A 26,081-nucleotide genomic window follows, 5' to 3' on the forward strand; every position below is an offset into this window, starting at 1 on the left:
CTTGCCGCCATGGCCAGCCGGCCGGCACAGGATAGGATGTCAGAGGATGCAAACGCAGATGTCGGAAGAGAAAGAAAAAGGCTTGATGTCGATGTACCGCGAGACGCGGCCGCGCGAGTTTTTTGGCGAAAAAAGTAACACCAATCACCTGGCCTGGAGTGCGCTGGTGGTCTTGCTGGCGCTGGCGTTCTGGCTGATCGTGGCCCTGGCGGCGGCGGAAAACCAGCGCTATGCCCTGGAAACGAAGGCGTGCCAGGATCGCGTGTTCCCCACGGAAATCGACACGTCTTGCCTGAAACAGGTCAAGTCGCGCGATCACTGGTGGCAGCACGTGGGCCACGCGCTGGTGAGGATGGGCGCCTGACCCGGGCGCACGCTGGCTGAACGATCTGGCGGAACCTGGCGGCGGCGAAGGCCGCCGCGGTGATGGAGCGATAGTGCGGAAGGCGCCATGCCACGCGATCACTCGCGCGAGCAGCCGCAATGGCTGCTGGCGCGCCACAGTGCCTTGACGGCGCGCCAGTTGCTGCGCGCCTATGGCTTGCTATGCCTGTTTTCCCTCGTCATTGCCGCCGCCTTTGCGCTGCGCGGCCTCTGGACCATTCCCGTCTTTTCGTTCGCCGAACTGGGCCTGGTGGCCGCCGCTCTGCTGCACTATCTGCGCCACGCGCGCGACTATGAACACATCGCCCTGCGCGACGGCGAGCTGATTATCGAACAGGTCAGCGCCGGCCGCTGCCGGCGCCACCACTTTTCGCCATGGCGCACGCGCGTCGAAGTGCCGCAAGGGCCGCGCCAATTGATACACATCAACGATATGTGTGATGCTACCCGTCATGTGGCGGTGGGCGTGTTCGCCACGCCCGAGCGGCGCCGGCAAGTGGCGCAGGAGCTGGGCGCGCTGCTGCCGCCCTATTTGGGCCCGTAAAACTGGAAAGTCTGTACTACCAGTAAGGTGGCGGGAAAGCCCGTTATGGTCTTGAACTCCTTGGTGCCGGTAATCTTGTAGGCGCCGGCCTGGAACGCTTCGCCTTCCTCCCAGCTGTGATCCTTCATGGCAAACTGCAGCAGGCGCTTGTCGTTATAGCGGTAGCTGAAGATGGTGTAGGCGCCGACGCGGCTGGTGACGACGAAGCGTTCATCCTGCGCGTCGGCGATGAGCAGGATGCCCGGATAGCGCCCGATGCCGGCCTCCTCGTTCTGGATGCGCAGGATCACATCGGTAAAACTGCATTCGGCGTCGCGTATCTTGTCGCGCTTCGTGGCGATCTGCATGACCTCGTCGTAGCTCTTGTTATGCACGATCGACCATTGCGGCGAGTCGCAATAATTGGCCGCGCTGGCAGGGGCCGCACAGGAAAGCAGTAAACAGACGGTGATGGCAGGGATGGCTTGCATGGAACCTTGTCGCGGATGTCGTGGGAGGCGGCAGTCTACCTGCTGGCTGCCGCCGCCACAAGCGGGGGACGATCCTCAGGTGGCCCGCGACGGGCCTTCCCACAGATTGATATGGCCTTCGCGCGCCTGCACGTCGATGGCGGCCAGCTCGTCGGCCGTAAACGACAACTGCTGCAGCGCGGCCACGTTTTCGCGGATTTGCGCGCTGCTGCTCGCGCCGATCAGGGTCGAAGTGACGCGTGGATCGCGCAGCACCCAGGCCAGCGCCATCTGCGCCAGGGTCTGGCCCCGCTGCGCGGCGATCTGGTTCAGCGCGCGCACGCGGGCCAGGTTTTCCGCGCTCAGATGCTTTTGCAGCAGCGAGCCGCCGCCGGGGCGGTTGACGCGCGCATCCTGCGGCACGCCATCGAGGTATTTGTCGCTTAATAAACCCTGCGCCAGCGCCGTGAACGTGATGCAGCCCATGCCCTGTTCTTGCAGCGTGTCGAGCAAGCCGTCTTCCTCGATCCAGCGGTTGAGCATATTGTAGGCAGGCTGGTGGATCAAACACGGCACTTTCCACTCCTTCAGCAGGGCGGCCGCCTCGGCCGTCTTTTGCGGCGAATACGACGACAGGCCCACGTACAGCGCCTTGCCCTGCTGCACGGCGGTCGCCAGCGCGCCCATGGTTTCTTCCAGCGGCGTGTCGGCGTCGTAGCGGTGCGAGTAAAAGATGTCGACGTAGTCGAGGCCCAGGCGTTGCAAGCTCTGGTCCAGGCTGGCCAGCACGTATTTGCGCGAACCGCCGCCCTGGCCGTACGGACCCGGCCACATGTCCCAGCCCGCCTTGGTGGAAATGATCAGCTCATCGCGGTACGGTAAAAAATCGTCGCGCAGCAGCTTGCCGAAATTGCTTTCCGCGCTGCCATACGGCGGGCCGTAGTTATTGGCCAGGTCGAAATGCGTGATGCCCAGGTCGAACGCGGTGCGCAGCATGTCGCGCTGCGAGGCCAGATTGTTGCTGTCGCCAAAGTTATGCCACAGTCCCAGGGACAGCAGCGGCAATTTCAGCCCGCTGCGCCCGCACGTGCGGTATGGCATGCTGTCGTAGCGGTTCTCGGCGGCGTGATAGGTCATGGCGTCTCCTTGTAAATGAATCGCCTATTTTGGCGCAAAATCAAGGTGTGCGTGCGTGCGCCTTGCGCGCGGCGGGACGCGCCTTACAATGGGCGTTCAGGAATCTCGCAAGGAGCGGACATGGAAATCGAATTGAAATTGCTGCTGGCGCCGCAGGACGCGCCCCGTCTGCGCGCCCACCCGCTCTTGGCGCAGGCTGCGCAAGGTGCGCCGCAGGTGCTGCAGATGCACGATATCTATGTCGATACGCCCGATTTGCAGCTGTGCCGCCACCACGCGGGCTTGCGCGTGCGCCAGGTGGACGGGCGCTGGGTGCAAACCCTGAAGGCGGGCGGCACCGTCAACGGCGGCCTGCACAGCCGCCACGAATGGGAAGGCGACGTGCCGGGGCCGCAGCCGGATCTGGCCGCGCTCGACTCGGCCATCGGCCGCAAGCAGCCCATCCGCACGCTGCTGCGCCGGGACGCCGTCCGCGACGCCTTGCGGCCCGTGTTTACCACGCGCATCGAGCGCACCGTCTGGCAGCTGCGCACGCCGCAGGGCGACCAGATCGAATGCGTGCTGGACCAGGGTGTCATTGAAAGCGGCGCGGATGGTGCCGATGGGGCCGATGGTACCGTATACAGCGTGCCCGTCAGCGAGGTCGAACTGGAATTGAAGCAGGGGCAAGCTTCCAGCCTGTTCGACGTGGCGCTGGCATTGCTGCAGGACGTGCCGCTGCAGCTAGGCCACATGAGCAAGGCGGAACGCGGTTATCGGCTGGCGGCATCGACCCCCTTGCAAGCCGTCAAGGCGCAACCGCTGGCGCTGGACGCGGCCATGTCGGTGGAGCAGGTGTTTGTGGCCATCGCCGGCAATTGCCTGGAACAGGTCAGCGGCAACCAGGATGGGGTGGCGGCGGGCGAGGATGTGGAAAGCGTGCACCAGATGCGCGTGGGACTGCGCCGTTTGCGCTCGGCGCTGGGCATGTTCAAGTCCCTGCTGGCCTTGCCGGACGCCTTGAAGGCCGAACTCGACTGGCTGGGCGGCGCGCTGGGCGAGGCGCGCGACTGGGATGTGTTGGCTGGCAATACCCTGGCGCAGCTCGATGGCGAGGCGCAGGCCGATGCGGCGGCGCTGGCACAGGCGGCGCACGCGCAGGCGCGGCTCAAGCACCAACAAGCCGCCCAGGCCGTCACCTCGGCGCGCTACACGGCCTGCATGCTGGGCTTGCAACGCTGGCTGCAGGCGCGCGCCTGGCGCGACGGCTGTTCCGCGCGCCAATTGCGGCGCCTCGATGCGCGCGTGTCGCCGTTTGCCCGCGCCACCCTGCGCAAGGACCAGCGGCGCCTGATGAAGCGCGGCAAGCGCCTGCTGCATGCCACGCCGCAGCAGCGCCATCAAGTGCGCATCGCGGCCAAGAAGACGCGCTATGCGACGGAATTCTTTGCCTCGCTGTTTGCGGGACGGGCCGTGAAACCGTATGTGGGACGCTTGTCGGCCTTGCAGGATGAACTGGGCTGGCTCAACGATGTGCAGGTGGCCGACCGGCTGCTGCAGCAATTGCCCGAAGTTCAGGCCGGCCAGGCTGACCAGTCCGCCCAGGACGGCTTGCGGCTGCACGCGGCCTTCGTGCGCGGCTATCTGGCGGCGCGCGCGCAGGCCGATGGCAGCGATGGCCGCATGCACAAGGCCTGGCGGCGCTTCAAGGCGGCCCGCTTGCCGGCCTGAATCCGCTTTTATCGGGGCGCGAGCCCAGGCCAGACTAGGCCAGCGGCCGCTGCAACTGGCGCTCGAGGATGGCCAGCGGCGATTTGTGGGGGGCGGCCATGGCGCGCACGGGCAGCAGCCAGGTTTGCTCGAGCGCATGCTGTCCCCGCAGGGCCGCGTGCGATACGACGTCGCTGAAGACGATCCACGTCTGGCCCGGCGCGAATGCGTGGGTGTATTGCTCCACCTGCGCCTGGTAATCGAGATCGGCCTTCATGGCGTCGTGCAGCTGCAGCATGTAGTGATCGTAGGCCGTGCGCCGCGACTTGGTGATGCGCAGCCGGTGCAGCAGCGCCGCCAGCACGGGCTGCGGACGCTTTGCAAGAGGTAAAAAATGCTGCGCCACCTGTTCGAACGGCGCGCCCAGTTTCCACACGCGGGGCGCGCCGCGCGGATCGATGTTGCTGAAGACGCGCAGGATGCGCCGGCCCTGCGTGGGTGAGGAGGGGAAACTGTCGACGTGCAGGCGCGTATCGTCCTTGCGCCAGGACGTCACCCGGCCGGCGATTTCCACGGGGCGAAAGCTGCCCTTGCCTTGCTGCAGATGGGGAACATAGCCGGGCAGCAAGCCGGCCAGCAAGCGCTGCGTGTGCTGCGCATAACGTTGCATCAGCGCGGCCAGCAGGGCCGCATCGCAGGCATCGCCGTGGCCCCGCACGCCGCGCGCCGGTTCCCAGCTGATGTTCTTGGCGCTGCTGGCGCTACCCACAGCGCCGTTCAGCAGCACATGCTCTTCCGGTTGCAGGGAAAAGCCCAGGCGGGGCAGCAGCACGACTTGCCCATTTTCGAGTGCCTGCAGCGCCGCCGCCTGCTGCGCGGCGCTGCCGCTGGCGTCCCACCGGTCCAGGGAAATATCGATGAGTTTGCTCATGGCACAAACGGGGAAACATCGGAGCGGCCAGTATGGGCGCTTGCCGCCCGCTCCCGTTTGCGCTGGCGCAGACTTACATCACAGTTTGCTGTTCTGGCAGCCGGCGCTCACGCATTCGCGCACGCGGTCCTGCAGGAATTGCGCGCGTTCGATGGTGGTCTTGGTGGCGCAATCGAGATTCACATAGAAGCCCGACGATTCGCGTTTGGAGCAGGCGTCGTTACGGTTGGCGATCCACGCCAGCTGGCCCGATTTCAGCTTCTGCTTGCCGCCGGCATCGAGCTTGGCGGCGAGTGTCTTGTAGTTGGCGTTGAGTTCCTTGTCCGCTTCCTGGTACACCTTGTTGAGGCAATACAGGCCGTCGAAGTCGTTGCGCGGCGTGTCGCAGGCCGAGTTGGCGAAGGTGGAACCGGAGGCAAACACGAGCAGGGCAAGCAGGCATTTTTTCATGGCGGGCTTTCAGGAAGTGGTGGGGCAGGATCGGTGAGTAGTACAGCGCTCTTGCGCATCGTATAACATTTTCTCTCCCGCCCGCGGACGCTTGCGGGCGTGCTCCGTCAGCCCCGCCGGCCCCGTCAGTAGGCCAGGCGGCCCGGCACGCTCACTTCGATCTGCGTGCCGGCGCCGGGCCGGCTGTCGATGCGCAGGCTGGCCCCGATGCCGGCGGCGCGCTCGCGCATGCCGACCAGGCCCCAGTGGCCGGGCCGCTGGCCCGTTTGCGCCACGGCGTCATCGAGACCGCAGCCGTCGTCGCGCACGCGCAGGGTGAATGCCTGCTCCGCATAGTCGAGTTCCAGCACGATGTTTGCCGCCTCGGCATAGCGCGAGGCGTTGAACAGCGCTTCGCGCGCGATGGCATAGACCTCGTCATGCACGCGCGGCTGCAGGCGCCGGCAGCTGCCGCTGACGTGCACGGTGAAGGCGTGCGCGCGGTGCTCGGCCAGGCCCTTGCCGAATTGCTGCAGCGCCAGCCGCAGTTCGTCCGGTTCGGCCGAGGCGCGCAAATCCATGATCTGGTCGCGGCCTTCGATCAGCAGCTGGTCGGCCAGGTTGAGGGTGCCGTCGAGGCGCGCCCGTTCGCGCGTGCCCTTGGGCAGCATGTCCGCATGCGCATGGAACGACAGGATCAGGCCCTGCACGCTTTGCAGCAGGGTGTCGTGCAGCGAGCGGGCGATGCGCGAGCGTTCGGCCAGCCGCTCCTGCAAGCGTTCCTGCAGCCGTTCCTGCATGTTGCGCGTCAGATGGCGGATGCGCAGCACATAGCCGCCGTACAGCAGCAGCGCGGCGCCCAGCGCCAGCAGCACGACGAACCACGGCGTCTGCACGAAGGCGGGCGCGATGACGATGTCGAGCTTGGCTCCCTGCGTGTTCCACACGCCGTCTTCGTTGGCGGCCGTGACGTCGAAGCGGTAGCTGCCCGGTGCCAGGTTGGTGTAGTACGCCTCGCGGCGCCCCACGGCCTCTTGCCAGCCGGCGTCCACGCCCGCCAGCCGGTAGCGCAGGCGCACGCGTTCCGGCATCGACAGGCTCAGCGCCGTGAAGCCGATCTGCAGGGTCTTGCTGCCTTGCGGCAGCTGCAGCGGCTTGCCATCGTCGAGCGCGTAACGCGCGCCATTGGCCAGCAAGCTGTGGATCTGCACGGGCGGCGGCAGGCGATTGCGGCGGATATGCAGCGGGTCGAGCATGGCGATGGTGGCCGAGGTGGAGAACCACAGCTTGCCGTCGGGCGCATGGATCAGAGAAGGCACGGGGCGCAGTTGCGAAGCATGGCCCTGCAAGCCGTCGAGCGCGTCGAAGTGTTCCGAGACGACGGCGCTGCCGTCCCGCATCCACGCGGCCAGGCTGGCGGCGCCGATATGGTCGATGCCGTCCGCGCCATGCAGCCACAGGTCGCCGTCCGGCAGGCGCACGATGCCCGACACGCCGCGAAACGCCGCGCCGCGCGCGCCGCGCAAGGTGTGGAAGCGCCCGGCGCGGTACAGGGCCACGCCGTTTTCGCCGCCGGCCCATATCGCGTCGCCATCGCGGTACAGCTGCAGCACGGTGCCCACCTGCAGGCCCTCGGCCGCGCCGAGCCGCCTGACGGCGCCCGCGCGCTGGCCGTCTGCCACCAGGCTGACCGTATTGTCGGCATGGCCCAGCCAGACGGTGCCGGCGCCATCGATCGCCATGGCCGTGGTCAGCACCGCCGGCAGGCCGGACAGGCCGCCGTTCGCGATCCATTTTCCTTCGCTCAGGCGAAACAGGCCGCCGCCGGAAAACGAGGCCCACAGGGCGCCCGAGCGGTCCTGCTGCAGCGCCTGCGGATCGAGTCCTTGCACGGGCGCTGTCACGCGCGTCATCGTGCCGTCGTGTGCGCGATGGTGCAGCTCCTGCTCGTTGCCCAGCCACAGCGTGCCGTCGGGCGCCCAGTGGCTGGCCGCCAGCGCCCCTTTCAAGATCACTTTTTTCATCCCGTCGGCCGTAAAGCTGCGCACGTCGCTCACGTAGTCGCCGATCCACACGTCGCCATCGGGTCCCGGCAGCATGCCAGGGTGGTCGAAGGGCACGGCGACGGGCAAGGTCTGCAGGCGGTTCGGTCGCAGCCGGTCCAGGCCCGTCGAGGTGCCGAACCACAGATTGCCCTCGCGGTCCTGGAACGACGTTTGCGGCAGCGGGCCGCTGATGCCGTTCTGGCGCGTCAGGCGCTGGGCCGGCAGACTGGGGCCGGCAGGGTCGAACTTGCGTTCGATGCCATCGGGTGTCATCAGCCACATGGTGCCGGCGCGGTCGAAGCGGATGCCGTTGCCTCTGGCGTCGGGCCGGATGGGCGCATCGCCGCGCGGCGCGCTGGTGCGCACGCGGTAGTAATTGCTGTGCGTGTCGACGGCCCAGATGGCGCCATCGGGCGCTTCATCCATGCTGGTGAGCATGGTGCGCGGCCAGGCATGGGAAAAGCGCGCCTGGCCCGGCTTGCGGAAAAAGACGCCATGCATGGTGCCCATCCACTGCGTGCCATCGCGCCCGAACAGGATCTGGTACACGCGCTTGTCGGGCAGGCCCACGTTGGCCGCTTGCGCGACGAAGCGGTCCGCGCCGGGCGCCAGGCGCGCCGCGCCATCGCGCGTGCCGACCCAGATGGCGCCGTCGGGCGCTGCCTCGATATGGAACACGGCGCCCGGCGGCAAGCCGTCCGCTTCGCGGTAGGTGCGCGCGCCACCCTGGCGAAAGACGCTGACGCCGCCGAGACGGTAGCCGACCCACACGGCACCGTCCGGCGGCGTGGCCAGGCCCAGCACATTGCTCGATGGCAGGCGGTGCCCGTACACGCTGTCGACGCGGTCGAAGCGCACGCCATCGTAGCGGTACAAGCCGGTGGCCGTGGCGATCCACAGCCAGCCATCCTTGCCCTGGGCGAATTTGAGCACGTCGACGGGCGCCCCTTGCAAGGCGCCCCAGCCATTGTGGGTGTAGTCGGACAGCAGGGGGGCGGCCGCGCACGCGTGCAGGTGGCACGCCAGCAGGGGCAACATCAACAGGCGGCGCAGCAGGCGAGCGGACATCGGTGCAGAGGGAGATAGCGGTGGCAGGGCAGTGATTGTAGCGCAGCGTCCTGCTTTTCAGCAGGCGAAAAAAAACCTGCGCGGGATGGCGCAGGCTTTTTTCGCCCTACGTTGACAAGGACCGCTTACGCGAAGTTCTTGGCAACGAATTCCCAGTTGACCAGGCCCCAGAACGTTTCCACGTACTTGGCGCGCAGGTTGCGGTAGTCGATGTAGTAGGCGTGTTCCCAGACGTCGCAGGTCAGCAGCGGCTTGTCGCCGGTGGTCAGCGGGCAGCCGGCGTTCGAGGTGTTGACGATGTCGACGGAGCCGTCGGCTTTTTGCACCAGCCAGGTCCAGCCCGAACCGAAGTTGCCCACGCACGACTTGGTGAATTCTTCCTTGAACTTGTCGAACGACGACCATTTGGCGTTGATCGCGTCAGCCACGGCACCCGTAGGCGCGCCGCCGCCGGCCGGCTTCATGCCGTTCCAGTAGAAGGTGTGGTTCCATACTTGCGCTGCATTGTTGAAGATGCCGCCCGACGATTTCTTGATGATCTCTTCCAGCGACAGGTTCTCGAACTCGGTACCCTTGATCAGGTTGTTCAAGTTGGTGACATACGCCTGGTGATGCTTGGCATAGTGGTATTCCAGGGTTTCTTTCGAAATATGCGGCGCCAGAGCGTCCATTTCATACGGCAGTGGTGGCAGAGTATGTTCCATGTGATGTCCCTTTATGGTGAGTATTCGGAGTCTACCGGCCTGCGGCCGGAGGGTTGAGCCAAGCTTGCTTGAAGCAGGCATTCTTGCTGAACGAGCCACTATTGTAAAGCGGATGCGCCATTGCTGCAGATTCCCGCACGCGTTGCGGATGACGGTGGCGTAGTGATTCTCGTTCAGCCTGAATCGGGCGTCATACTCTCCGTTGTGGATGTTATCGGATGCGCCGCGTGGTTTCGCGTACGATCAGTTCCAGCGGCGGAATGGCCGCCTGCACGGCTTCGCCGTTGATCAGGCCCAGCAGCGCTTCCGTGGCGATGCGGCCGATGTCGTACAGGGGCTGGTGGATGGTCGTCAGCGGCGGCGTCGTGTAGGACGAGCCGGGCAAGTCATCGAAACCGACGAGCGAGATATCGTCGGGCACGCGGATGCCCTTGCGGTACAGGCACAGGCGCACGCCATAGGCGGACAGGTCATTGGCGGCGAAGACGGCGCTGAATTGCTGCTGCGTATCAAACAAGTGGTTCATGGCCAGCATCCCGCTTGCCTCGTGGAAATCGCCTTCCGCCATCAGTTTCGGGTCGATGGCGATGTCTGCTTCGCGCAGCGCGCGCTGGTAGCCCGTCAGGCGCTCGGCCGCATCCGTGTTGTTGGCGGGCCCGGCCACGAAGGCGATGCGCCGGTGGCCCAGTTCGATCAAGTGGCGCACGGCCAGGTAGGCACCGTATTCGTTGTCGAGCTTGAAGCCGATGGCGCTTTTCGTGGCCAGCAGGCGGCCCGTCGAGACGATGGGCCGCTGCTGCGAGAAATCGAGCACGCTCTCGTCCGAGATGCGCCCCGACAGCAGGATGATGCCGTCGACCTTTCGCGCCAACAGCAGACGGATACGGTCCGCTTCTTCCTGCGCATTCCAGTGCCCGCTGACGATGACGGAGGCATAGCCCGTGTCCTTCAGCCCATCGTCGACGCCGCGCAGGCTTTCATCGAAGAAGGGGCTGGAAATATCCTGCACCACGATGCCGATGGTCATCGAGCGGCCCTTCTTCAAGCCCTGTGCCATCTGGTTCGGCGCGAATTTCATGTGCGCAATGGCCGCCAGCACGGCGTCGCGCTTGTCATCGGACACTCTGGCCGTGCCGTTCAGGATGCGCGAGACGGTGCTGGGCGACACGCCAGCCTGGCGGGCCACGTCGAGCAGGGTGGAAGGGGGAGCAGCATGGGCGCTATCGTTCAAGGCGGTTCCTGGGTGTCAAGATGGCTGGTCGTCAGTGCTCTGAAAACCTTTTCATCGAAAGATTACCATAAATGGCCGATAGCGCCGCAGATCGGGGTAGGTCGGCGTAGGTAGGGTTAGCCCTGCGGGCGTAACCCGACACACGGCCAGCAATGCGCCGGAACATGCCTCTGCCGCCAACAATATTGTCGGATTACGCGTTGAAACGCTAATCCGACCTACGCTTGAAAACGTTTTCACAAAAAACAACAGCAAGCCCGACAGTTTGTATTTTCGCCTTTTTCATAGGAGAGCACGCGCCGTGGCGTGGACCTTGCCACGCCACCCTCAATAAAAATGACAACTTTTTCGGTTGACTTGATTTTCTTTGCGGTGTTAAATGGACACATGTTGTGAAAACGTTTTCAAGATAGAAGACGCTCAATAATCGGAGATGAAATAATGAAGTCAAGCATCCTTGGCGCCGCCCCTTGGCCGCGCTGACCCTGGCCTGTGGCGTGGCCGCCGCGCCCGCCGCCATCCCGCCGGCCGCACCGTTGCCGGCGCTGGCCCCGGCGACGATTACCGTCGCCTCGTTCCCCGACCTGGACCGCGCCGTCAAGACGGCCTTGCCCCTGTGGGAAAAGCTGTACCCGCAGGTGAAGGTCAAGCTGGTCAGCCTGCAGATTGACGACCACCATAACTCGATGACGACGGCGCTGGCGGCCGGCGCGCGCCTGCCCGACGTGATGGCCATCGACTTCCGCTACGTGGGCAGCTTCGCCGAGTCGAAGGGCATGGAGGATTTGCTGCAGCCGCCATACGGGGCAGGGCAGTACCGCGCCCAGTTCGTGCCGTTCACCTTCGTGCAGGCGACCAGTTCGCGCGGCACCCTGGGCGCCATGCCGGCAGACCTGGGACCGGGCACTTTGTTCTACCGCAAGGACTTGATGGACAAGGCGGGCATCAAGGAAGCCGACCTGACGCAATCGTGGGAATCGTATATCGCCGCCGGCAAGAAGCTCAAGGCCGCCACCGGCACCTATCTGCTGGCCGGCGCCAGCGACCTGGCCGACATCGTTATCCGCGCCAATCTGAAGGATGGCGAAGGCATTTACTTTGGCGACAAGGGGCAGGTGCTGGTCGACTCGCCCCGTTTCGTCAAGGCCTTCGAGCTGGCCAAGGCAGCCAGGATCGCTGGCATCGACGCGCGCACCGTGGCCTGGACGGGCGAGTGGGCCGAAGGTTTTAAACGCGACAAGGTGGCCAGCCAGATGATGGGATCGTGGCTCAGCGGCCACCTGGCCAAATGGCTGGCACCCGATTCCAAGGGCCAGTGGCGCGCGGCCAACCTGCCGGCCGGCGCGCTGGCGTCCTACGGCGGCTCCTTCTACGGCATCCCGAAAAAGGCGGCCAACAAGACGCAGGCGTGGGAATTCATCAAGTTCATGACCGTCAACAAGGATATCCAGCTGCACTCGCTGAAAGAGATCGGCGCCTTCCCGGCCCTGAAAGCGGCATATGCGGACCCGATGATGGACGAGCCGCAAGCGTACTTCGGCGGCCAGAAGACGCGCCTGCTGGCACGCGACACGGCGGCGAAGATTCCCGTCATCCGCGTCGACAAGTTCGACGCCGTGGCGCGCGACATCGTCAACATGGAACTGGAAAGCGTGCTGGCGCAAAACAAGGATATCAAGACGGCCCTGGCCGACGCCAAGGCCCTGATCACCCACCGCGCGCGGCGCTAGGAGCAGCATGACTACCTCCATGCCTTGTACCGAGCGCGCCGCCGTCCCGGCGCGGCGCGCCAGGAAGCGTTTCAACATGAAGCAGTGGGCGCCATATATTTTCATCAGCCCCTTCTTCATCCTGTTCGCCGTCTTCAGCCTGTTCCCGCTGCTGTTTTCCATCTATCTGTCGTTCAACCAGTGGGAAGCGGCCAGCGGCGTGGAAGCCATGCAGTGGGTGGGCCTGGACAACTACAAATACGCCTTGAGCGACCCGTGGTTCTTGCGCTCGCTGGGCAATACGCTGTGGCTGGCGCTGGCCTCGGGCGTGCCGCAGCACCTGGTCGCCATTCCGCTGGCAGCCTTCATCCACAACAGCTTCAAGCGCTCGCGCAACCTGGTGATCGGCATTTACTTTTTACCGTTCATCACCTCCAGCGTGGCCATCGCCATGGTCTTCAACACCCTGTTCTCGCGCGACTACGGCCAGATCAATGTGCTGCTCCAGTGGTGCGCCAGCCTGCCGCTGGTGGGAAGCCTGTTTCCGTCAGAGTCCATCGACTGGCTGGGCAGCTCGCTGTTCATCAAGCCGGCCGTCGCCTTCGTGATTTTCTGGCGCTACCTGGGCTGGAACCTGGTGCTGTACCTGTCCGCGCTGCAGGTGATACCGAAGGATTTATATGAAGCGGCCACCATCGACGGCGCCTCGACACGCCAGCAGTTCTGGTACATCACCCTGCCGCAGCTGCGCCCCATGATCTACCTGGCCGTCACCTTGACCATCATGGGCAATCTGCAGCTGTTCGAGGAACCGTTCGTGCTGGTGGCCGAATCGAGCGGCGTAAGCCAGTCGGTGATGACGACGGCCATCTTCGTCTACAAGACGGCGTTTTCCTCAGGCGACTTCGGCACGGCGTCGGCCATTTCCTGGCTGCTGTTCCTCATCATCGCCAGCACCACCTGGGTGAATAACCGCATCTTCAGCCGCAATGAACGTCATGAACGCAAGGAGGCCCGATGAAAACCACCCGCTGGACGGCCTACGCCATGGTGGCCATCGGCGCCCTGATCATGGTCGCGCCGTTCTACTTCATGTTCGTCTTCGCCACGCACACGAGCGCCGAGATCTACAGCCTGCCGCCGCCGCGCTGGTTCGGCACGGCCCTGCTGAACAACCTCGAACTGCTGCAGGAGCGCCTGCCGTTCTGGCGCAATATCGGCATCAGCCTCTACGTGGCCTTGATGACCACCGCCCTGACCTTGTTCTTTTGCTCGCTGGGCGGCTATGCCTTCGCCATGTACGAATTCCGCTTCAAGCGGCCCCTGTTTACCCTGGTGATGGCCTCGATGATCATCCCGTCCTTCATGAACATGATCCCGACCTTCATGCTGATGGATTTCCTCGGATGGCTGGACCAGCCGCGCGCCTTGTACGTGCCGGGAGCGGCCGGCGCGCTGGGGATTTTCCTGATGCGCCAGTACATCGGCACGGCGATACCGAAGGACCTGATCGAGGCGGCGCGCATCGACGGCTGCGGCGAATTCGCCATCTACTGGCGGGTCGTGCTGCCGCTGATCGGCCCCGCCATGGGCACCCTGGGCCTGATCACTTTCATCAACTCGTGGAACAATTTCATCACGCCGCTGGTCGTCATGCGCTCGGTCGAGAACTACACGATCCCGCTGGCCCTGCGCAGCATGCAGGCGCCGAACAACACGGAGTGGGGCGCGCTGATGACGGGCGCCGCCATCGCCGTGCTGCCGCTGCTGCTGATGTTTTTTGTCGCCTCGAAGCGCCTGATCGAAGGCTTGACCCAGGGCGCCGTCAAAGGCTGATCCACACATTTATCTCAACCCCTCACACTGACATGACCACCATGCATAACGACGACATCGACACCAACTTCCCCGCCACCTTCACCTGGGGCGTGGCCACCAGCGCCTACCAGATCGAGGGCGCCGCCGCCATCGACGGCCGCGGCCCGTCCATCTGGGATACCTTCAGCCACACGGACGGCAAGATCATCGACGGCAGCAATGGCGACGTGGCTTGCGACCATTACCACCGCTATGCCGAGGACGTGGAGCTGATCGCCAGCCTGGGCGTCAACGCCTACCGCTTTTCCATGTCCTGGTCGCGCGTCCAGCCGACGGGTTCCGGCGCCTGGAACGAGGCGGGCTTCGATTTCTATGCGCGCCTGCTCGACGCCCTGGCCGCGAAGGGTCTCGATGCCCATCTGACCCTGTACCACTGGGACTTGCCGCAAGCCTTGCAGGACGAGGGCGGCTGGCTCAACCGCGCCACCTGCTATCACTTCGCCGCCTACGCGGCCGAGGTGGCGCGCCGCTTCGGCCACAAGGTCGCCAGCATCGCCACGCATAACGAACCGTGGTGCACGGCCGTGCTGGGCCACGGCACGGGCCAGTTCGCGCCCGGCATGGCCGATCCGGCCGCCGCCGTGCAAGTGTCGCACCACCTGCTGCTGTCGCACGGCCTGGCCATACAGGCGATGCGCACGGTGAATGCGCCGGCGAAACTGGGCATCGTGCTCAATCAGTGGACGGCCACGCCGGCCACCGACAGCGCCCAGGACCGCGAACTGGCCGAACTCGAATATGCGCGCTCGGTGCAGTGGTATATGGACGCCATCTTCAAGGGCCGCTACCCGGCCCTGGCCCTGAAACACGCCGACGCTTCTGCTTTGGCTATCTTTGAAAACGATTTCATGGATATCAAGCAGCCCATCGATTTCCTCGGCGTGAACTATTACACGCGCGCTTACATGAGCGCCGAGACGCCGCCGCGCAAGCCCGAATGCAAGCTCGGTGTCAACGACATGGGCTGGGAAACCTATCCGCAAGGCTTGACGGAGCTGCTCGTGGGCCTGCACCGCGAGTACCGGCTGCCGCCCGTCTACATCACGGAAAACGGCATGGCCGTCGCCGACAAGCCCGTCGGCGGCAAGATCCACGACGAACCGCGCATCGAGTACGTGCGGCTGCACCTGGATGCCCTGCGCGCCGTGATCACGCAGGGCATCGACGTGCGCGGTTATTTCTACTGGAGCCTGATGGACAATTTCGAGTGGAACTCGGGCTACGCCAAGCGCTTCGGCATGCTGTACGTCGACTACGCCACGCAGCAGCGCAGCTTCAAGGACAGCGCCCTGTGGTACCGCGATTTCATCGCCGCGCAGCGCGCATCCCACGCACCGGCCCAGCTGGTCCTGGCCGGGGAGCACTGACATGGCCGCCATCTCGCTGCGCGGCATCCGCAAGACCTACGGCGACGGCCCGGAAATCGTCAAGGGCCTTGATCTCGATATCCACGACGGCGAATTCATGGTCTTCGTCGGGCCGTCCGGCTGCGGCAAGTCGACCCTGCTGCGCATGATCGCGGGACTGGAAGACATCAGCGCGGGCCAGCTGCGCATCGGCGACCTGCTGGCCAACGACGTGGCGCCGGCCGAGCGAGGCATCGCCATGGTCTTCCAGAGCTATGCCCTGTACCCGCACATGACGGCGCGCGACAACATGGGCTTTGCCCTCAAATTGGCGGGCAAGGGGGAAGCCGAAGTGCGCGCCGCCGTCGGCAAGGTGGCCGAGATTTTGCAGATCACGCACCTGCTCGACCGCAAACCCAAGGCCTTGTCGGGCGGCGAACGCCAGCGCGTGGCCATCGGCCGCTCCATCGTGCGCCAGCCCAAGGTGTTCCTGTTCGACGAGCCGCTGTCCAACCTCGATGCCTCGCTGCGCGTGCAGACGCGCATCGAGCTGGCCAAGCTGCACCAGGAACTGGGCACGACGATGATCTACGTCACGCACGACCAGGTCGAGGCCATGACCCTCGGTGAACGGGTCGCCGTCTTCCACGGTGGCCACCTGGAGCAGGTGGGCGCGCCTTTGGCCCTGTACCGCCATCCGGCCAGCCAGTTCGTGGCCGGTTTCATCGGCGCGCTGCGCATGAACTTTTTGCCGTGCGCCGCCGTCCCGGCCCTGGCCAGCCAGCTTGGCGGCGCGGCGGGCATGCTGGTCGGCATACGCCCGGAACACCTGCGCCTGGTGCCGCGCAACGAGGGCTACGGCGCCACGGTGACCCTGATCGAGCAGCTGGGCGATGCGCAGATCATCCACGCGACGCTGGAGGGAAGTTCGCATGCGGTGGCCATCAAGCTGCACGGCGAGGCGCGCCACGCGCTGGCACAGGGCAGCGCCATCGGCTTCGCGCCGGAAGAAGGCCATGCCTTTCTGTTCGACACGGCCGGGCGCGCCGTGGCCACCCATTGACCCCGCACGGAGGCGACATGACTTCAGATTGACACCCAAAAAATGTGCAGCAATAGCCAAAGAGCTATGTGATCATCATTCAACCAGCGGTACAGGAGACAACAACAATGCAACAGCTCAAACGCAATACCATCGCCCTCAGCCTGGCGCATGCGACCTTCGCCCAGTTCATCTTGCTGGGCAGCGGCGCCGCCATGGCCCAGGAGGCTGCAGCCACGGACGCGGCAAAACCACCGGCAGCCGAACAGATGGACCGCATCGTCGTCACGGCCACGCGCCGCAATACCTTTGTGCAGGAGACGCCGCTGGCCGTCACCGCCTTCAACCAGGACACCCTGCAAAACAACCAGGTCAAGGATCTGGCGTCGCTGGCCACCATGGTGCCCAGCCTCGTCGTCGAGCAGCATGGCGACTCGGGCGGCGTGCACGTCTACATGCGCGGCGTGGGCTCGGCCAACCACACGGAGCTGGGCGACCCGGCCGTCGCCTTCTATGTCGACGGCGTGTATTCGCCGCGTCCCCAGGGCGCCACGGCGCTGATGTACGACTTGAGCCACGTCGAGGTGGCGCGCGGACCGCAGGGCACCCTGAACGGCCGCAATTCGACGGCCGGCGCCGTCAATCTCGTCTCCGCCGCGCCAAACACATCGAAGTTCATGGGCTCGGCCGGCATCACCGTCGGCGACTACCGCCACCTGCAGACGCAGGGCATGATCAATATCCCGTTCTCCGACGACGTGGCGCTGCGCATCGCCGCCATCAAGGATAGCCACGACGGCACGGTGGACTTCCGCCGCGGCTCGAACGTCATGCCGGGCACGGCCAAGTATGGCGCCGGCGACCAGATGGGCGTGCGCGCCTCGCTGCTGTGGAAGTTCACGCCGCAGCTGCGCGGCACCTTCATCGCCGACTACTTCCTCGACCAGGGCGCCGGCAACGTCTACCTGGCGGCGGAACCGAAAACGGGCGAGAAGCTGCGCTCGGCCCTGATCGACACGCCGGGCACCCTGGACCAGTCGATTTTGACCTACAAGGGCAAGCTCAATTACAAGCCGACGGATGCGCTGGACTTCACGTACCTGGGCAGCTGGAGCCGCTACAAGCGCCAGAATAGCAATGATGCCGATGCGGGCCTGTTCCCCGGCTTCAAGTCGGAAAACCGCACCGACTGGGCGCAGTTCGACAGCTATTCGCACGAACTGCAGGCGCGCTCGGACGACGATGCGCCATTCCAGTGGGTGGCCGGCCTGTTCCTGTTCAACGAAAAGAACAAGGTGCGCTTCGATATCGACCGCAGCCAGATTTCGCAGGCGGCCGTGCAGCAGGATATCGCCAACGGCGCCGTGATTTTCGTGCAGCCCACCGTGGGCCAGTATGCGTCGTCCATGTCCTTCATCCAGGGCGACCGCCAGCTCAAATCGAAAGCCGTGTTCGGCCAGGTCAGCCAGCAGCTGACGGACCAGATCAAGCTGACGGCCGGCGCGCGCTACACGAAAGACCATAAATTCGACATCGGCGGCCAGAACTGGGCGTGCCCGAACTGGCCCGCGAACACGCCGCTGGGCACCACCGTGCTGACTGCCGACCAGCTGCGCCAGCTGGTCACGCCGGGCACGGGCCTGGCCAACACGCACAATATCGGCCCCGGTGGCGCCATCACGGCGGCCGCCTGCGGCAATACGCCGGGCGACAATACGGCCGACCTGAAATACGGCCAGGCCACCTGGCTGGGCCGCATCGAGTACAAGCTGCGTCCGGACATTCTGCTGTTCGGCTCCGTGACGACGGGCTTCCATTCGCCGGCCATCGGCGACGGCGGCGCCACCACCAAGCCGGAAAAGCTGACCAGCTATGAAATCGGCTTCAAGTCGGACTTGCTGAACCGCGAACTGACCCTGAACCTCGATGCCTTCCTGATGAAGTACAAGGACAAGCTCGAATCGCAGGTGGTCAACAGCGTGCTGGCCAACTTCAATGCGGCCGGCGCCACCGTCAAGGGCCTGGAAGCGGAATGGGTGTGGCGGCCGACGAAGGTCGACCGCCTGACGGGCAACGCCACCTGGCTCAAAGCCGTGTATGACGACTTCATGTCGTGCGACGTAGATGCGGCGCGCGCGAATGGCCAGTCCTGCGGCTCGACGGCGCCATTGGTGAACGTGGGCGGCAGCACCATGAAGCACGCGCCGAAGTTTTCCACCACGGTCCAGTACGAGCATGATTTCACGGTGGCCGGCGGCCAGCTCACGCCGCGCGCCTCGGTGCATTATGAAACCATGTCGTACGTGGGTGCGGGCGCGTTCAACGGCGACGTGCCGGGCCATGCGGGCGTCAAGCGCCAGGAAGCCTACACGACCCTGGACCTGAGCCTGCGCTTCCAGCCGGCGAACAAGGCGTACACGGTGGAAGCGTTCGTGCAGAACGCCACCGACAAGGCGGTCAAGCTGGACGTCAATGAAATCTGCACGGACGTGGGCATGCCGTGCCAGCCGACGCAGCAGATCTACGGCGCTTTCTACAACGCGCCGCGCACGTTTGGCGCGCGCGTGTCGATGAAGTTTTGATGAGGTAGTGTGAAAGAGCAGTTGCAGTCGCAGTCCACTCAGTAGGGGAAGGTGTTGGGCCGGGGAGCTTCCCCGGCCTTTTTTATTCCAGCGCTTATTCCAGCGTTGCCTGCACGCTGGCGATGCCGATCTGCGCGCTGCCTTCGGCCAGGCGCACGTTGACGTTCTGGCGCGCCTGCAGCTGCGCCGGCGAGCGCACGATGGCACCTTTTTCGTCGCGCAGGATCGCGTAGCCGCGTTCCAGGGTGCGCTGCGGATTCAACAGCTCCAGCTGCGCCGCCAGGCCGTCGAGGCGGTGGCGCCGCTGGCTGAGCAGCTGCGCCATGGCCGCGCCGCCGCGCCGCTGCGCTTCCAGCAGGCGCGCGCGCGATGACGTGACGTCGGGCCGCAAGGCGGCCCAGCGGTTGCGCAGGCGTTCCAGTGCGTACTGCGACTGGTTCACGGGCGCGCGCGCCGCATGCGTCATGGCCGTGGACAGGGCCAGCAGCTGCAAGCGCTGCTGCTGCAGCTGCGCCTTCGGGTTGAGCAGGCGGCGGCTGTGGCGGTCCAGCGTCTGCGCCGCGTCGTCGAGGCGGCGGCGCATGGCGCGGCGCAGGTCGGCCGCATCGGCGCGCAGGGAAGCCATCCAGTCCGCGCGCGGCGTGGCCGCCAGTTCGGCCGCCGCCGTCGGCGTGGCCGCGCGCAGGTCGGCCGCGAAGTCGGCGATGGTGAAATCGGTCTCGTGGCCCACGCCGCTGATCACGGGCATGGAACAGTCGGCGATCGCATGCGCCACGGCTTCATCGTTGAACGACCATAAATCCTCGATGCTGCCGCCACCACGGCACACCAGCAGCACGTCGCACTCGGCCCTTATCGATGCCGTGCGGATCGCTTGGGCGATTTTTTCCGGCGCCTGCTGGCCCTGCACGGGCGTGGGATACAGGATGATGGACACGTGCGGCGCGCGGCGCTGCAAGGCGATCAGCACGTCGCGCAGGGCGGCCGCCTGCGGGCTGGTGACGATGCCGATGCTGCGCGCGAACATGGGAATGGCGCGCTTGCGTTCCTGGTCGAACAGGCCCTGCGCGGCCAGCTTTTCCTTCAGACGCTGGAACGCTTCGTACAGGGCGCCCACGCCGGCGCGGCGGATGGCTTCCACGTTGATCTGGTAGTCGCCGCGCGCGCCGTACAGGGTGACGAGGGCGCGCACTTCGACCTTGTCGCCTTCGCGCGGCGTGAAGCCCGCGTACTGGGCGCGGCCGCGGAACATCACGGCGCGCACCTGGGCGCCATCGTCCTTCAAGGTGAAATACCAGTGGCCGGAAGCGGCGCGCGTGAAGTTGGAAATCTCGCCGGCGATCCAGGTCAGCGGGAACGAGCGCTCGAGCAGGCGCGCGACGGCCTGGTTCAGGGCGCTGACGGTCAGCACGGGCGGGGCGGCAAAGCCGCTGTCAGTCGGGGTGTCTGTCATCATAAAGCTGGGAGCGGGAAGGGAACTGTCCACATATTATCGGCGAGGTCATGCTTATGTCATATATCGTGCAAAACAACAAGTTCTATTTCTAAGTAATTGATTTCATGATGAATTCCCGTATGCCTGATTTGCGTGCACAGGGAAAAAATCCTTTAATATCAAGCACATCAGTGCAGCCCCTGCCACTTACGCACAAAGTTATCCACAGAAAGTGTGCGGAACTTTTTGCCTTGGACAAACATGGCCAGGCTGGCCCTGATTGAGCGGTAAAAGTGCCTTGCTACATTTTTGCGCACGGAAATAAAGTGCATAGGAATCAAACGCTTAGTATGCCATGCATGGCCTTGCGCACAATCTTATCCACAAAAAATGTGCAGAACTCCCGCGCGGCAGCGGATTTATCCACCGGAATGCCCATGGCATGGCTTGCCTGAATTTTACGCAGCATAAAAATAGCCATATAGATCAAGGGTCTAGCGTTCGACCGTGCGCCTTGCTCACAATCTTATCCACAGAATATGTGCAAAACCGCATAAACCGTTTCGCTTTTTCCGGGAGTTTTCCACGGCGCGAGCAGGTGCTTGCGCTGCCTTATTTTTCAGCATCGAAAAAAACTCCTTTAAAATCAATGCTCTTGCATGGAGTCAATCGGCTTGCTCACAATCTTATCCACACTTTATGTGTGAAACTGCTTTCGCCGTGGGAAACTGCCTTTTTGCAGTGAAATGTGACGCTGAAAACCGTGCTTTCCAGCCCTTGCTACATTTTTATGCACGGCAATAAAAACGATATAAATCAATGTACTTAGCGCGTATCTTTGCGCTTGCGCACAATCTTGTCCACAGATTGTGTGCAGAACTTTGACGGCCCATTTGGCGCTGATTGAGCGTCGTCTGCCACTTTTTTACGCATTGGGTTAATTTCTTTTTAAATCAATGACTTAATTGAATTCCACGGCTTTGCGCACAATCTTGTCCACAGTAAATGTGCAGAACTCTGCACGTATTAATTTATTGACATTGACTACTGCCGATAAGCTGCTATGCCTGTATTTTGCGCAGTACGATAATTCCCATGTAAATCAAGGACTTGCATGTTGGACTTCATGCTTGCTCACAATCTTATCCACACAAAATGTGCAAAACTGAGCACCGGCGACGCGCGCCAGCCGCGCCGTGTGGACAAGTACCATGCAGGCGCCACTTGCCGCCGGCGCGGCAACGCGCTACATTGCGCCATTCCTGCGCGCACGTGCCATCGGTCTTCGGCGCTCGGTACAATACAGGCTGTCCGGGCGGTTCACCGCCTTCCCTTTACCAGGAGTTTCTTTTGCTCGCTATATTTCAAGCCGCTGGCTGGCCCATCTGGCTGTTGTTGATCGCTTCCATCGTCGCCCTGGCCCTGATCATCGAGCGCCTGCTGTATTTGCGACGCGCCAAGATCCTGCCCCGCAAGCTGTTCGATGAAGTGGTGCAGGTATATCGCAGCGGCAAGATCACGCCGGACACGGTGGCCAAGCTGGAAGGCAATTCGCCGCTGGGCGTGGTGCTGGCCGCCGCCTTGCGCAACGTCGACGCGCCGCGTGAAGTGATGAAGGAATCGATCGAGGAGGCCGGGAGCGGCGTGGCCCACACGCTGGAACGTTTCCTGACGACACTGGGCACCATCGCCACCCTGGCCCCGCTGATGGGGCTGTTCGGCACGGTGGTGGGCATGATCGAGATCTTCGGCTCGCAAAACGCCAGCGGCTCGAATCCTGCCCAGCTGGCCCACGGTATCTCGGTGGCCCTGTATAACACGGGCTTCGGCCTGGCCATCGCCATGCCGACCCTCGTCTTCTACCGCCATTTCCGCGCCCTCGTCGACAGCTTCGTCATTGACATGGAGCAGCAAGCCGTCAAGTTCGTCGACATCGTCCACAGTGGCCGCAAATGAACTTCCGCAAAGGCAAGGGGCGTGAAGACCCCGAAATCAACCTGATCCCGTTCATCGACGTGCTGCTGGTGATCCTGATCTTCCTCATGGTCAGCACCACCTACAGCAAGTTTACGGAGCTGCAGATCACCTTGCCGACGGCCGACGCCGAGCAAGCGAAGGAGAAGCCGCAGCAGATTGACGTCACCATCGATGCCAAGGGCAATTACACGGTCAACCGCGAACCCATATCGTTCCGCGACGTGGCCGGCCTGGCCGACGCCCTGCAGAACGCGGCCAAGGCGGCCAACGGCGGCAAGGCGCCCGCGCAGACGCCCGTGGTCGTCGTCAACGCCGACCAGTTCGCCATGCACCAGATGGTCATCCACGTGATGGAAGCGGCGCGCCTGGCCGGCTATGAAAAGCTGACGTTTGCGGCGCAGGCGGGCGGCAAGTAAATTCCCACCGTTACCGGCAACATAATTGGGGTCTGACCCGCCGGGTCAGACCCCAGCCCTTTACTCCTCACCGCATGCCCACATCCTCCCCCGCCAAGCTTGAAACCACATTGACCCGCGCCTGGCTGACGCGCGGGCCGCTGGCGTGCGCGCTGTGGCCCGTCTCGCTGCTGTTCGGCGCCCTGAGCGCCGTGCGGCGCGGCCTGTATCGCGCCAACATCATCAAATCCGCGCGCCTGCCCGTGCCCGTCGTCGTCGTCGGCAATATCTTTATCGGCGGCACGGGCAAGACGCCGCTGACGATCTGGCTGGTGCAAGCCTTGCGCGACGCGGGCATGCGCCCGGGCGTCATTTCGCGCGGCCATGGCAGCGCCGACCGTTCGCCGCGCGCCGTCACGGCTGCTTCCACGCCGCAGCAGGTGGGCGACGAGCCGCTGCTGATCTTCCAGCGCGGCGGCTGCCCCGTGATGGTGGGGCGCGACCGCGCGCAAGCGGGCAGGGCGCTGCTGGCCGCGCACCCGGACGTCGACGTGCTCGTCACGGATGACGGCTTGCAGCATTACGCCTTGCGGCGCGACGTGGAAATCGTGCTGTTCGACGGCCGCGGCGCGGGCAATGGCTGGCTGCTGCCGGCCGGCCCCTTGCGCGAATCGCCGCGCCGCCGGCGTGACGTGACGGTGATCAATGCGCCCGAGCTGGCGCCGGCGCTGGTGGACCAGGTCGCGCCCAAGGGCGGGCTGGTGGTGCAGATGCGGCTCGATGGCGGCGTGGCTGAGCGCTTGACGGACCGCAGCGAACGCATGCCGCTTGAAACCCTGGCGGCCGGCGGCCAGCGCATTGTGGCGGCGGCCGGCATCGGCAACCCCCGGCGTTTCTTTGCCATGCTGCGCGGGGCCGGATTGCGTTTTGCCGAGCTGCCCCTGCCTGATCATCACGACTTTCTCGACCAGCCATTTGCGGCACTCGACACGGATGTGATCTTGATCACCGAGAAGGATGCAGTAAAATGTGCGCAAATTGAATATCTCAAAGATGACCCGAGACTGTGGGTCGTCCCCGTCAGTGCGCGCATCGATAGCGCGCTGGCCCAACAAATTGTGGAGAAATGTCGTGGACGCTCGACTGCTTGATATCCTGGTCTGCCCTGTTTGCAAGGGTCCGCTTGAACACGATAAGAAGGCGCAGGAACTGATTTGCCGCGCCGACCGCCTCGCCTATCCTATCCGCGATGGCATCCCCATCATGTGGGCGGACGAAGCGCGCACCCTGCAAGACGCAGTGGAATAACGATGGCGTTCATCGTCATCATCCCGGCCCGCCTGGCTTCGACCCGCCTGCCGGGCAAGCCGCTGGCCGACCTGGGCGGCAAGCCCATGGTGGTGCGCGTGGCCGAGCAGGCAGTCCTGTCCGGCGCCGCGCGCGTCATCGTCGCCACCGACCATGCATCGATCCGCGACGCCTGCGCCGCGCACGGCGTGGAAGTGTGCATGACGCTTGCCGACCATCCGTCGGGCACGGACCGCATCGCCGAAGTGGCGCGCACGCTGTCTTTGCCGCCGGACGCCGTCGTCGTCAACCTGCAGGGCGATGAACCGCTGATCGATCCGGCCCTGCTGGCCGCCTGCGCGGCACAGATCAGCGCCGCAGTCCCCATGGCCACGTGCGCCCATCCGCTGCATGACGTGCTTGAGGCCTTCAATCCGAATGTCGTCAAGGTGGTGCTGGACAAGGCAAACCGCGCCTTGTATTTTTCGCGCGCCACCATCCCCTGGCACCGCGACGGCTTCGCGCAATCGAAAGACAGCTTGCCGGCCGGCTACGTGCCCTTGCGCCATATCGGCCTGTATGCGTACAGCAATGCATTTTTGCAAACGTATCCCACGCTCTCCGCCTCGCCGCTGGAAGCGATCGAGGCGCTGGAGCAGTTGCGCGTGCTGTGGCACGGCTATGCCATCGCCGTGCACGTCACGGACTCGGCCCCGGCCGCCGGCGTGGACACGCCGGAAGATCTGGAACGCGTGCAGGCGCACTACCGCCACGCCACCTGAGAAAACGTCCATGGCTGCCTTGCCCTGAACGTTTTTCAGGCGCCGTGCGTGCGCGAGAAAAACTTTATGCGGGGCCTGCCACAAAAAACCACATTTTGAAACACCTGCTTCGCTAATTGCTGGCTTTGATCAATCAGGGCATAGCAATTCGACAGCAAACTGGCGTTCCGGGGATTTTTTGTGGTAAGTTTCGTAGGGAAAGATAGCCATAGCAACATCATCTAAAAATAATTACACATACCACCATCCAAAATCTGTTTTTTAGGAACTTTTCAATGCGTCTGATACTTTTAGGAGCACCCGGTGCCGGCAAGGGCACCCAAGCTAACTTCATCAAAGAAAAATACAATATTCCACAAATCTCCACGGGCGACATGCTGCGCGCGGCGATCAAGGAAGGCACCGAACTGGGCCTGGCAGCGAAAAAAGTCATGGATGCGGGCGGCCTCGTGTCGGACGACATCATGATCGGTCTCGTCAAGAACCGCCTGCAGGAAGCCGATTGCGCCAATGGCTATCTGTTCGACGGCTTCCCGCGCACCATCGCGCAAGCGGACGCCATGAAGGATGCCGGCATCAATGTCGACTACGTGCTGGAAATCGACGTGCCGGATGAGTCGATCATCGAGCGCATGGACGGCCGCCGCAGCCACCCGGGTTCGGGCCGCGTCTACCACGTCAAATTCAATCCGCCCAAGGTCGACGGCGTCGACGACATCACGGGCGAGCCGCTGATCCAGCGCGACGACGACAAGGCGGAAACGGTCAAGAAGCGCCTGGACGTGTACCACAACCAGACCAAGGTCTTGCTCGGTTACTACAACGACTGGGCCAAATCCGGCCTGCCGGGCGCGCCAAAATACCGCCGCATCGCCGGCGTCGGTCCGGTCGAGCAAATCCGCGACAGCGCCTTTGCCGCCCTGGCGGAATAAGCAGTTTTTGAAAAGCGGACCTCAGTGTCCGCTTTTTTTGTGCCCGCTTTTCAGGCAGACTGCAAGCATGGCTGTATGTCTTACGTTTTCGTAGTTGAAGTTTTT

General features: G+C 64.0%; 24 protein-coding genes. 15 read left to right on the top strand and 9 right to left on the bottom strand.

What is annotated here, in order from left to right:
* Positions 1 to 46: 46 nt before the first annotated feature.
* Positions 47 to 364: a hypothetical protein gene (locus D9M09_RS05125; RefSeq protein ID WP_070224630.1), complete on the top strand. Its 318-nt coding sequence runs from the start codon at positions 47 to 49 to the stop codon at positions 362 to 364.
* Positions 365 to 451: 87 nt separating this feature from the next.
* A complete protein-coding gene (locus D9M09_RS05130) occupies positions 452 to 928 on the top strand; it encodes a DUF2244 domain-containing protein (RefSeq protein WP_121668749.1) in 477 nt (158 codons plus the stop codon).
* On the opposite strand, the gene D9M09_RS05135 is transcribed toward D9M09_RS05130, so the two are convergent.
* A complete protein-coding gene (locus tag D9M09_RS05135; RefSeq protein WP_121668750.1) occupies positions 913 to 1,398 on the bottom strand; it encodes a hypothetical protein in 486 nt (161 codons plus the stop codon). The two genes, D9M09_RS05130 and D9M09_RS05135, sit on opposite strands and share 16 nt — an antisense overlap.
* Positions 1,399 to 1,473: 75 nt before the next feature.
* Positions 1,474 to 2,514, bottom strand: coding sequence for an L-glyceraldehyde 3-phosphate reductase (mgrA, locus tag D9M09_RS05140; RefSeq protein WP_099410395.1), 1,041 nt, complete (start codon positions 2,512 to 2,514; stop codon positions 1,474 to 1,476).
* Between the two features lie 120 nt (positions 2,515 to 2,634).
* On the opposite strand from mgrA, the gene D9M09_RS05145 reads away from it, so the two are divergent.
* Entirely contained in the window at positions 2,635 to 4,224 is a 1,590-nt protein-coding gene (locus tag D9M09_RS05145) for a CYTH and CHAD domain-containing protein (RefSeq protein ID WP_162995583.1), read from the top strand.
* Positions 4,225 to 4,258: 34 nt separating this feature from the next.
* Here D9M09_RS05145 and D9M09_RS05150 read toward each other — a convergent pair whose 3' ends face one another.
* The 5 genes from D9M09_RS05150 to D9M09_RS05170 all read right to left on the bottom strand — a co-directional run bounded on the left by D9M09_RS05150 (position 4,259) and on the right by D9M09_RS05170 (position 10,611).
* Positions 4,259 to 5,134 (bottom strand): Kdo hydroxylase family protein, encoded by an 876-nt coding sequence (locus D9M09_RS05150; protein WP_121668752.1) that lies wholly within the window; start codon positions 5,132 to 5,134, stop codon positions 4,259 to 4,261.
* 78 nt (positions 5,135 to 5,212) lie between these two features.
* Positions 5,213 to 5,584, bottom strand: a complete 372-nt coding sequence (locus D9M09_RS05155; RefSeq protein ID WP_121668753.1) for a lysozyme inhibitor LprI family protein — start codon at positions 5,582 to 5,584, stop codon at positions 5,213 to 5,215.
* A gap of 125 nt (positions 5,585 to 5,709) precedes the next feature.
* A complete protein-coding gene (locus D9M09_RS05160; protein ID WP_121668754.1) occupies positions 5,710 to 8,676 on the bottom strand; it encodes a sensor histidine kinase in 2,967 nt (988 codons plus the stop codon).
* Positions 8,677 to 8,801: 125 nt separating this feature from the next.
* The gene (sodB, locus tag D9M09_RS05165) at positions 8,802 to 9,380 is read right to left on the bottom strand and encodes a superoxide dismutase [Fe] (RefSeq protein WP_071078930.1); all 579 of its coding nucleotides are present in this window, start codon (positions 9,378 to 9,380) and stop codon (positions 8,802 to 8,804) included.
* A gap of 211 nt (positions 9,381 to 9,591) precedes the next feature.
* Positions 9,592 to 10,611 carry a LacI family DNA-binding transcriptional regulator gene (locus D9M09_RS05170; protein WP_070224621.1) on the bottom strand — a complete coding sequence of 340 codons (1,020 nt, stop codon included), beginning with the start codon at positions 10,609 to 10,611 and terminating at the stop codon, positions 9,592 to 9,594.
* Positions 10,612 to 11,081: 470 nt separating this feature from the next.
* Between D9M09_RS05170 and D9M09_RS05175 the strand changes: the two genes are divergently transcribed.
* The 6 genes from D9M09_RS05175 (at position 11,082) to D9M09_RS05200 (ending at position 19,168) form a co-directional block, all read left to right on the top strand.
* Positions 11,082 to 12,341: an extracellular solute-binding protein gene (locus tag D9M09_RS05175; RefSeq protein ID WP_205602332.1), complete on the top strand. Its 1,260-nt coding sequence runs from the start codon at positions 11,082 to 11,084 to the stop codon at positions 12,339 to 12,341.
* A gap of 7 nt (positions 12,342 to 12,348) precedes the next feature.
* On the top strand, positions 12,349 to 13,341 hold the full coding sequence (locus D9M09_RS05180; RefSeq protein WP_121668755.1) for a carbohydrate ABC transporter permease: 993 nt from the start codon (positions 12,349 to 12,351) through the stop codon (positions 13,339 to 13,341).
* Complete coding sequence (locus tag D9M09_RS05185) at positions 13,338 to 14,156, top strand: carbohydrate ABC transporter permease (protein ID WP_034751746.1); 819 nt, start codon at positions 13,338 to 13,340, stop codon at positions 14,154 to 14,156. The genes D9M09_RS05180 and D9M09_RS05185 overlap by 4 nt, the downstream gene beginning before the upstream one ends.
* A 32-nt stretch (positions 14,157 to 14,188) precedes the next feature.
* Entirely contained in the window at positions 14,189 to 15,565 is a 1,377-nt protein-coding gene (locus D9M09_RS05190) for a GH1 family beta-glucosidase (RefSeq protein WP_121668756.1), read from the top strand.
* Position 15,566: 1 nt separating this feature from the next.
* Positions 15,567 to 16,607 (top strand): ABC transporter ATP-binding protein, encoded by a 1,041-nt coding sequence (locus D9M09_RS05195; protein WP_121668757.1) that lies wholly within the window; start codon positions 15,567 to 15,569, stop codon positions 16,605 to 16,607.
* 107 nt (positions 16,608 to 16,714) lie between these two features.
* Positions 16,715 to 19,168: a TonB-dependent receptor gene (locus D9M09_RS05200; protein WP_121668758.1), complete on the top strand. Its 2,454-nt coding sequence runs from the start codon at positions 16,715 to 16,717 to the stop codon at positions 19,166 to 19,168.
* A gap of 94 nt (positions 19,169 to 19,262) precedes the next feature.
* Here the strand turns inward: D9M09_RS05200 and xseA are convergent, their stop codons facing one another.
* The gene (xseA, locus tag D9M09_RS05205) at positions 19,263 to 20,624 is read right to left on the bottom strand and encodes an exodeoxyribonuclease VII large subunit (protein ID WP_121668759.1); all 1,362 of its coding nucleotides are present in this window, start codon (positions 20,622 to 20,624) and stop codon (positions 19,263 to 19,265) included.
* A gap of 316 nt (positions 20,625 to 20,940) precedes the next feature.
* A complete protein-coding gene (locus tag D9M09_RS29885) occupies positions 20,941 to 21,072 on the bottom strand; it encodes a hypothetical protein (protein WP_276208716.1) in 132 nt (43 codons plus the stop codon).
* A gap of 881 nt (positions 21,073 to 21,953) precedes the next feature.
* Here D9M09_RS29885 and D9M09_RS05210 point away from each other — a divergent pair.
* The 6 genes from D9M09_RS05210 to adk all read left to right on the top strand — a co-directional run bounded on the left by D9M09_RS05210 (position 21,954) and on the right by adk (position 25,976).
* A complete protein-coding gene (locus D9M09_RS05210) occupies positions 21,954 to 22,559 on the top strand; it encodes a MotA/TolQ/ExbB proton channel family protein (protein WP_058050625.1) in 606 nt (201 codons plus the stop codon).
* Positions 22,556 to 22,996: an ExbD/TolR family protein gene (locus D9M09_RS05215; protein ID WP_121668760.1), complete on the top strand. Its 441-nt coding sequence runs from the start codon at positions 22,556 to 22,558 to the stop codon at positions 22,994 to 22,996. Before D9M09_RS05210 ends, D9M09_RS05215 begins: the two co-directional genes overlap by 4 nt.
* A 74-nt stretch (positions 22,997 to 23,070) precedes the next feature.
* Positions 23,071 to 24,126 carry a tetraacyldisaccharide 4'-kinase gene (gene lpxK / locus D9M09_RS05220; RefSeq protein ID WP_121668761.1) on the top strand — a complete coding sequence of 352 codons (1,056 nt, stop codon included), beginning with the start codon at positions 23,071 to 23,073 and terminating at the stop codon, positions 24,124 to 24,126.
* A complete protein-coding gene (locus D9M09_RS05225) occupies positions 24,107 to 24,283 on the top strand; it encodes a Trm112 family protein (protein WP_010395789.1) in 177 nt (58 codons plus the stop codon). Before lpxK ends, D9M09_RS05225 begins: the two co-directional genes overlap by 20 nt.
* 2 nt (positions 24,284 to 24,285) lie before the next feature.
* Positions 24,286 to 25,044 (top strand): 3-deoxy-manno-octulosonate cytidylyltransferase, encoded by a 759-nt coding sequence (gene kdsB, locus D9M09_RS05230; RefSeq protein ID WP_121668762.1) that lies wholly within the window; start codon positions 24,286 to 24,288, stop codon positions 25,042 to 25,044.
* A gap of 275 nt (positions 25,045 to 25,319) precedes the next feature.
* Positions 25,320 to 25,976 carry an adenylate kinase gene (gene adk / locus D9M09_RS05235; protein ID WP_070224611.1) on the top strand — a complete coding sequence of 219 codons (657 nt, stop codon included), beginning with the start codon at positions 25,320 to 25,322 and terminating at the stop codon, positions 25,974 to 25,976.
* Positions 25,977 to 26,081 lie beyond the last annotated feature (105 nt).

The sequence above is a fragment of the Janthinobacterium agaricidamnosum genome, from assembly GCF_003667705.1.
Classification (GTDB): Bacteria; Pseudomonadota; Gammaproteobacteria; order Burkholderiales; family Burkholderiaceae_D; genus Janthinobacterium.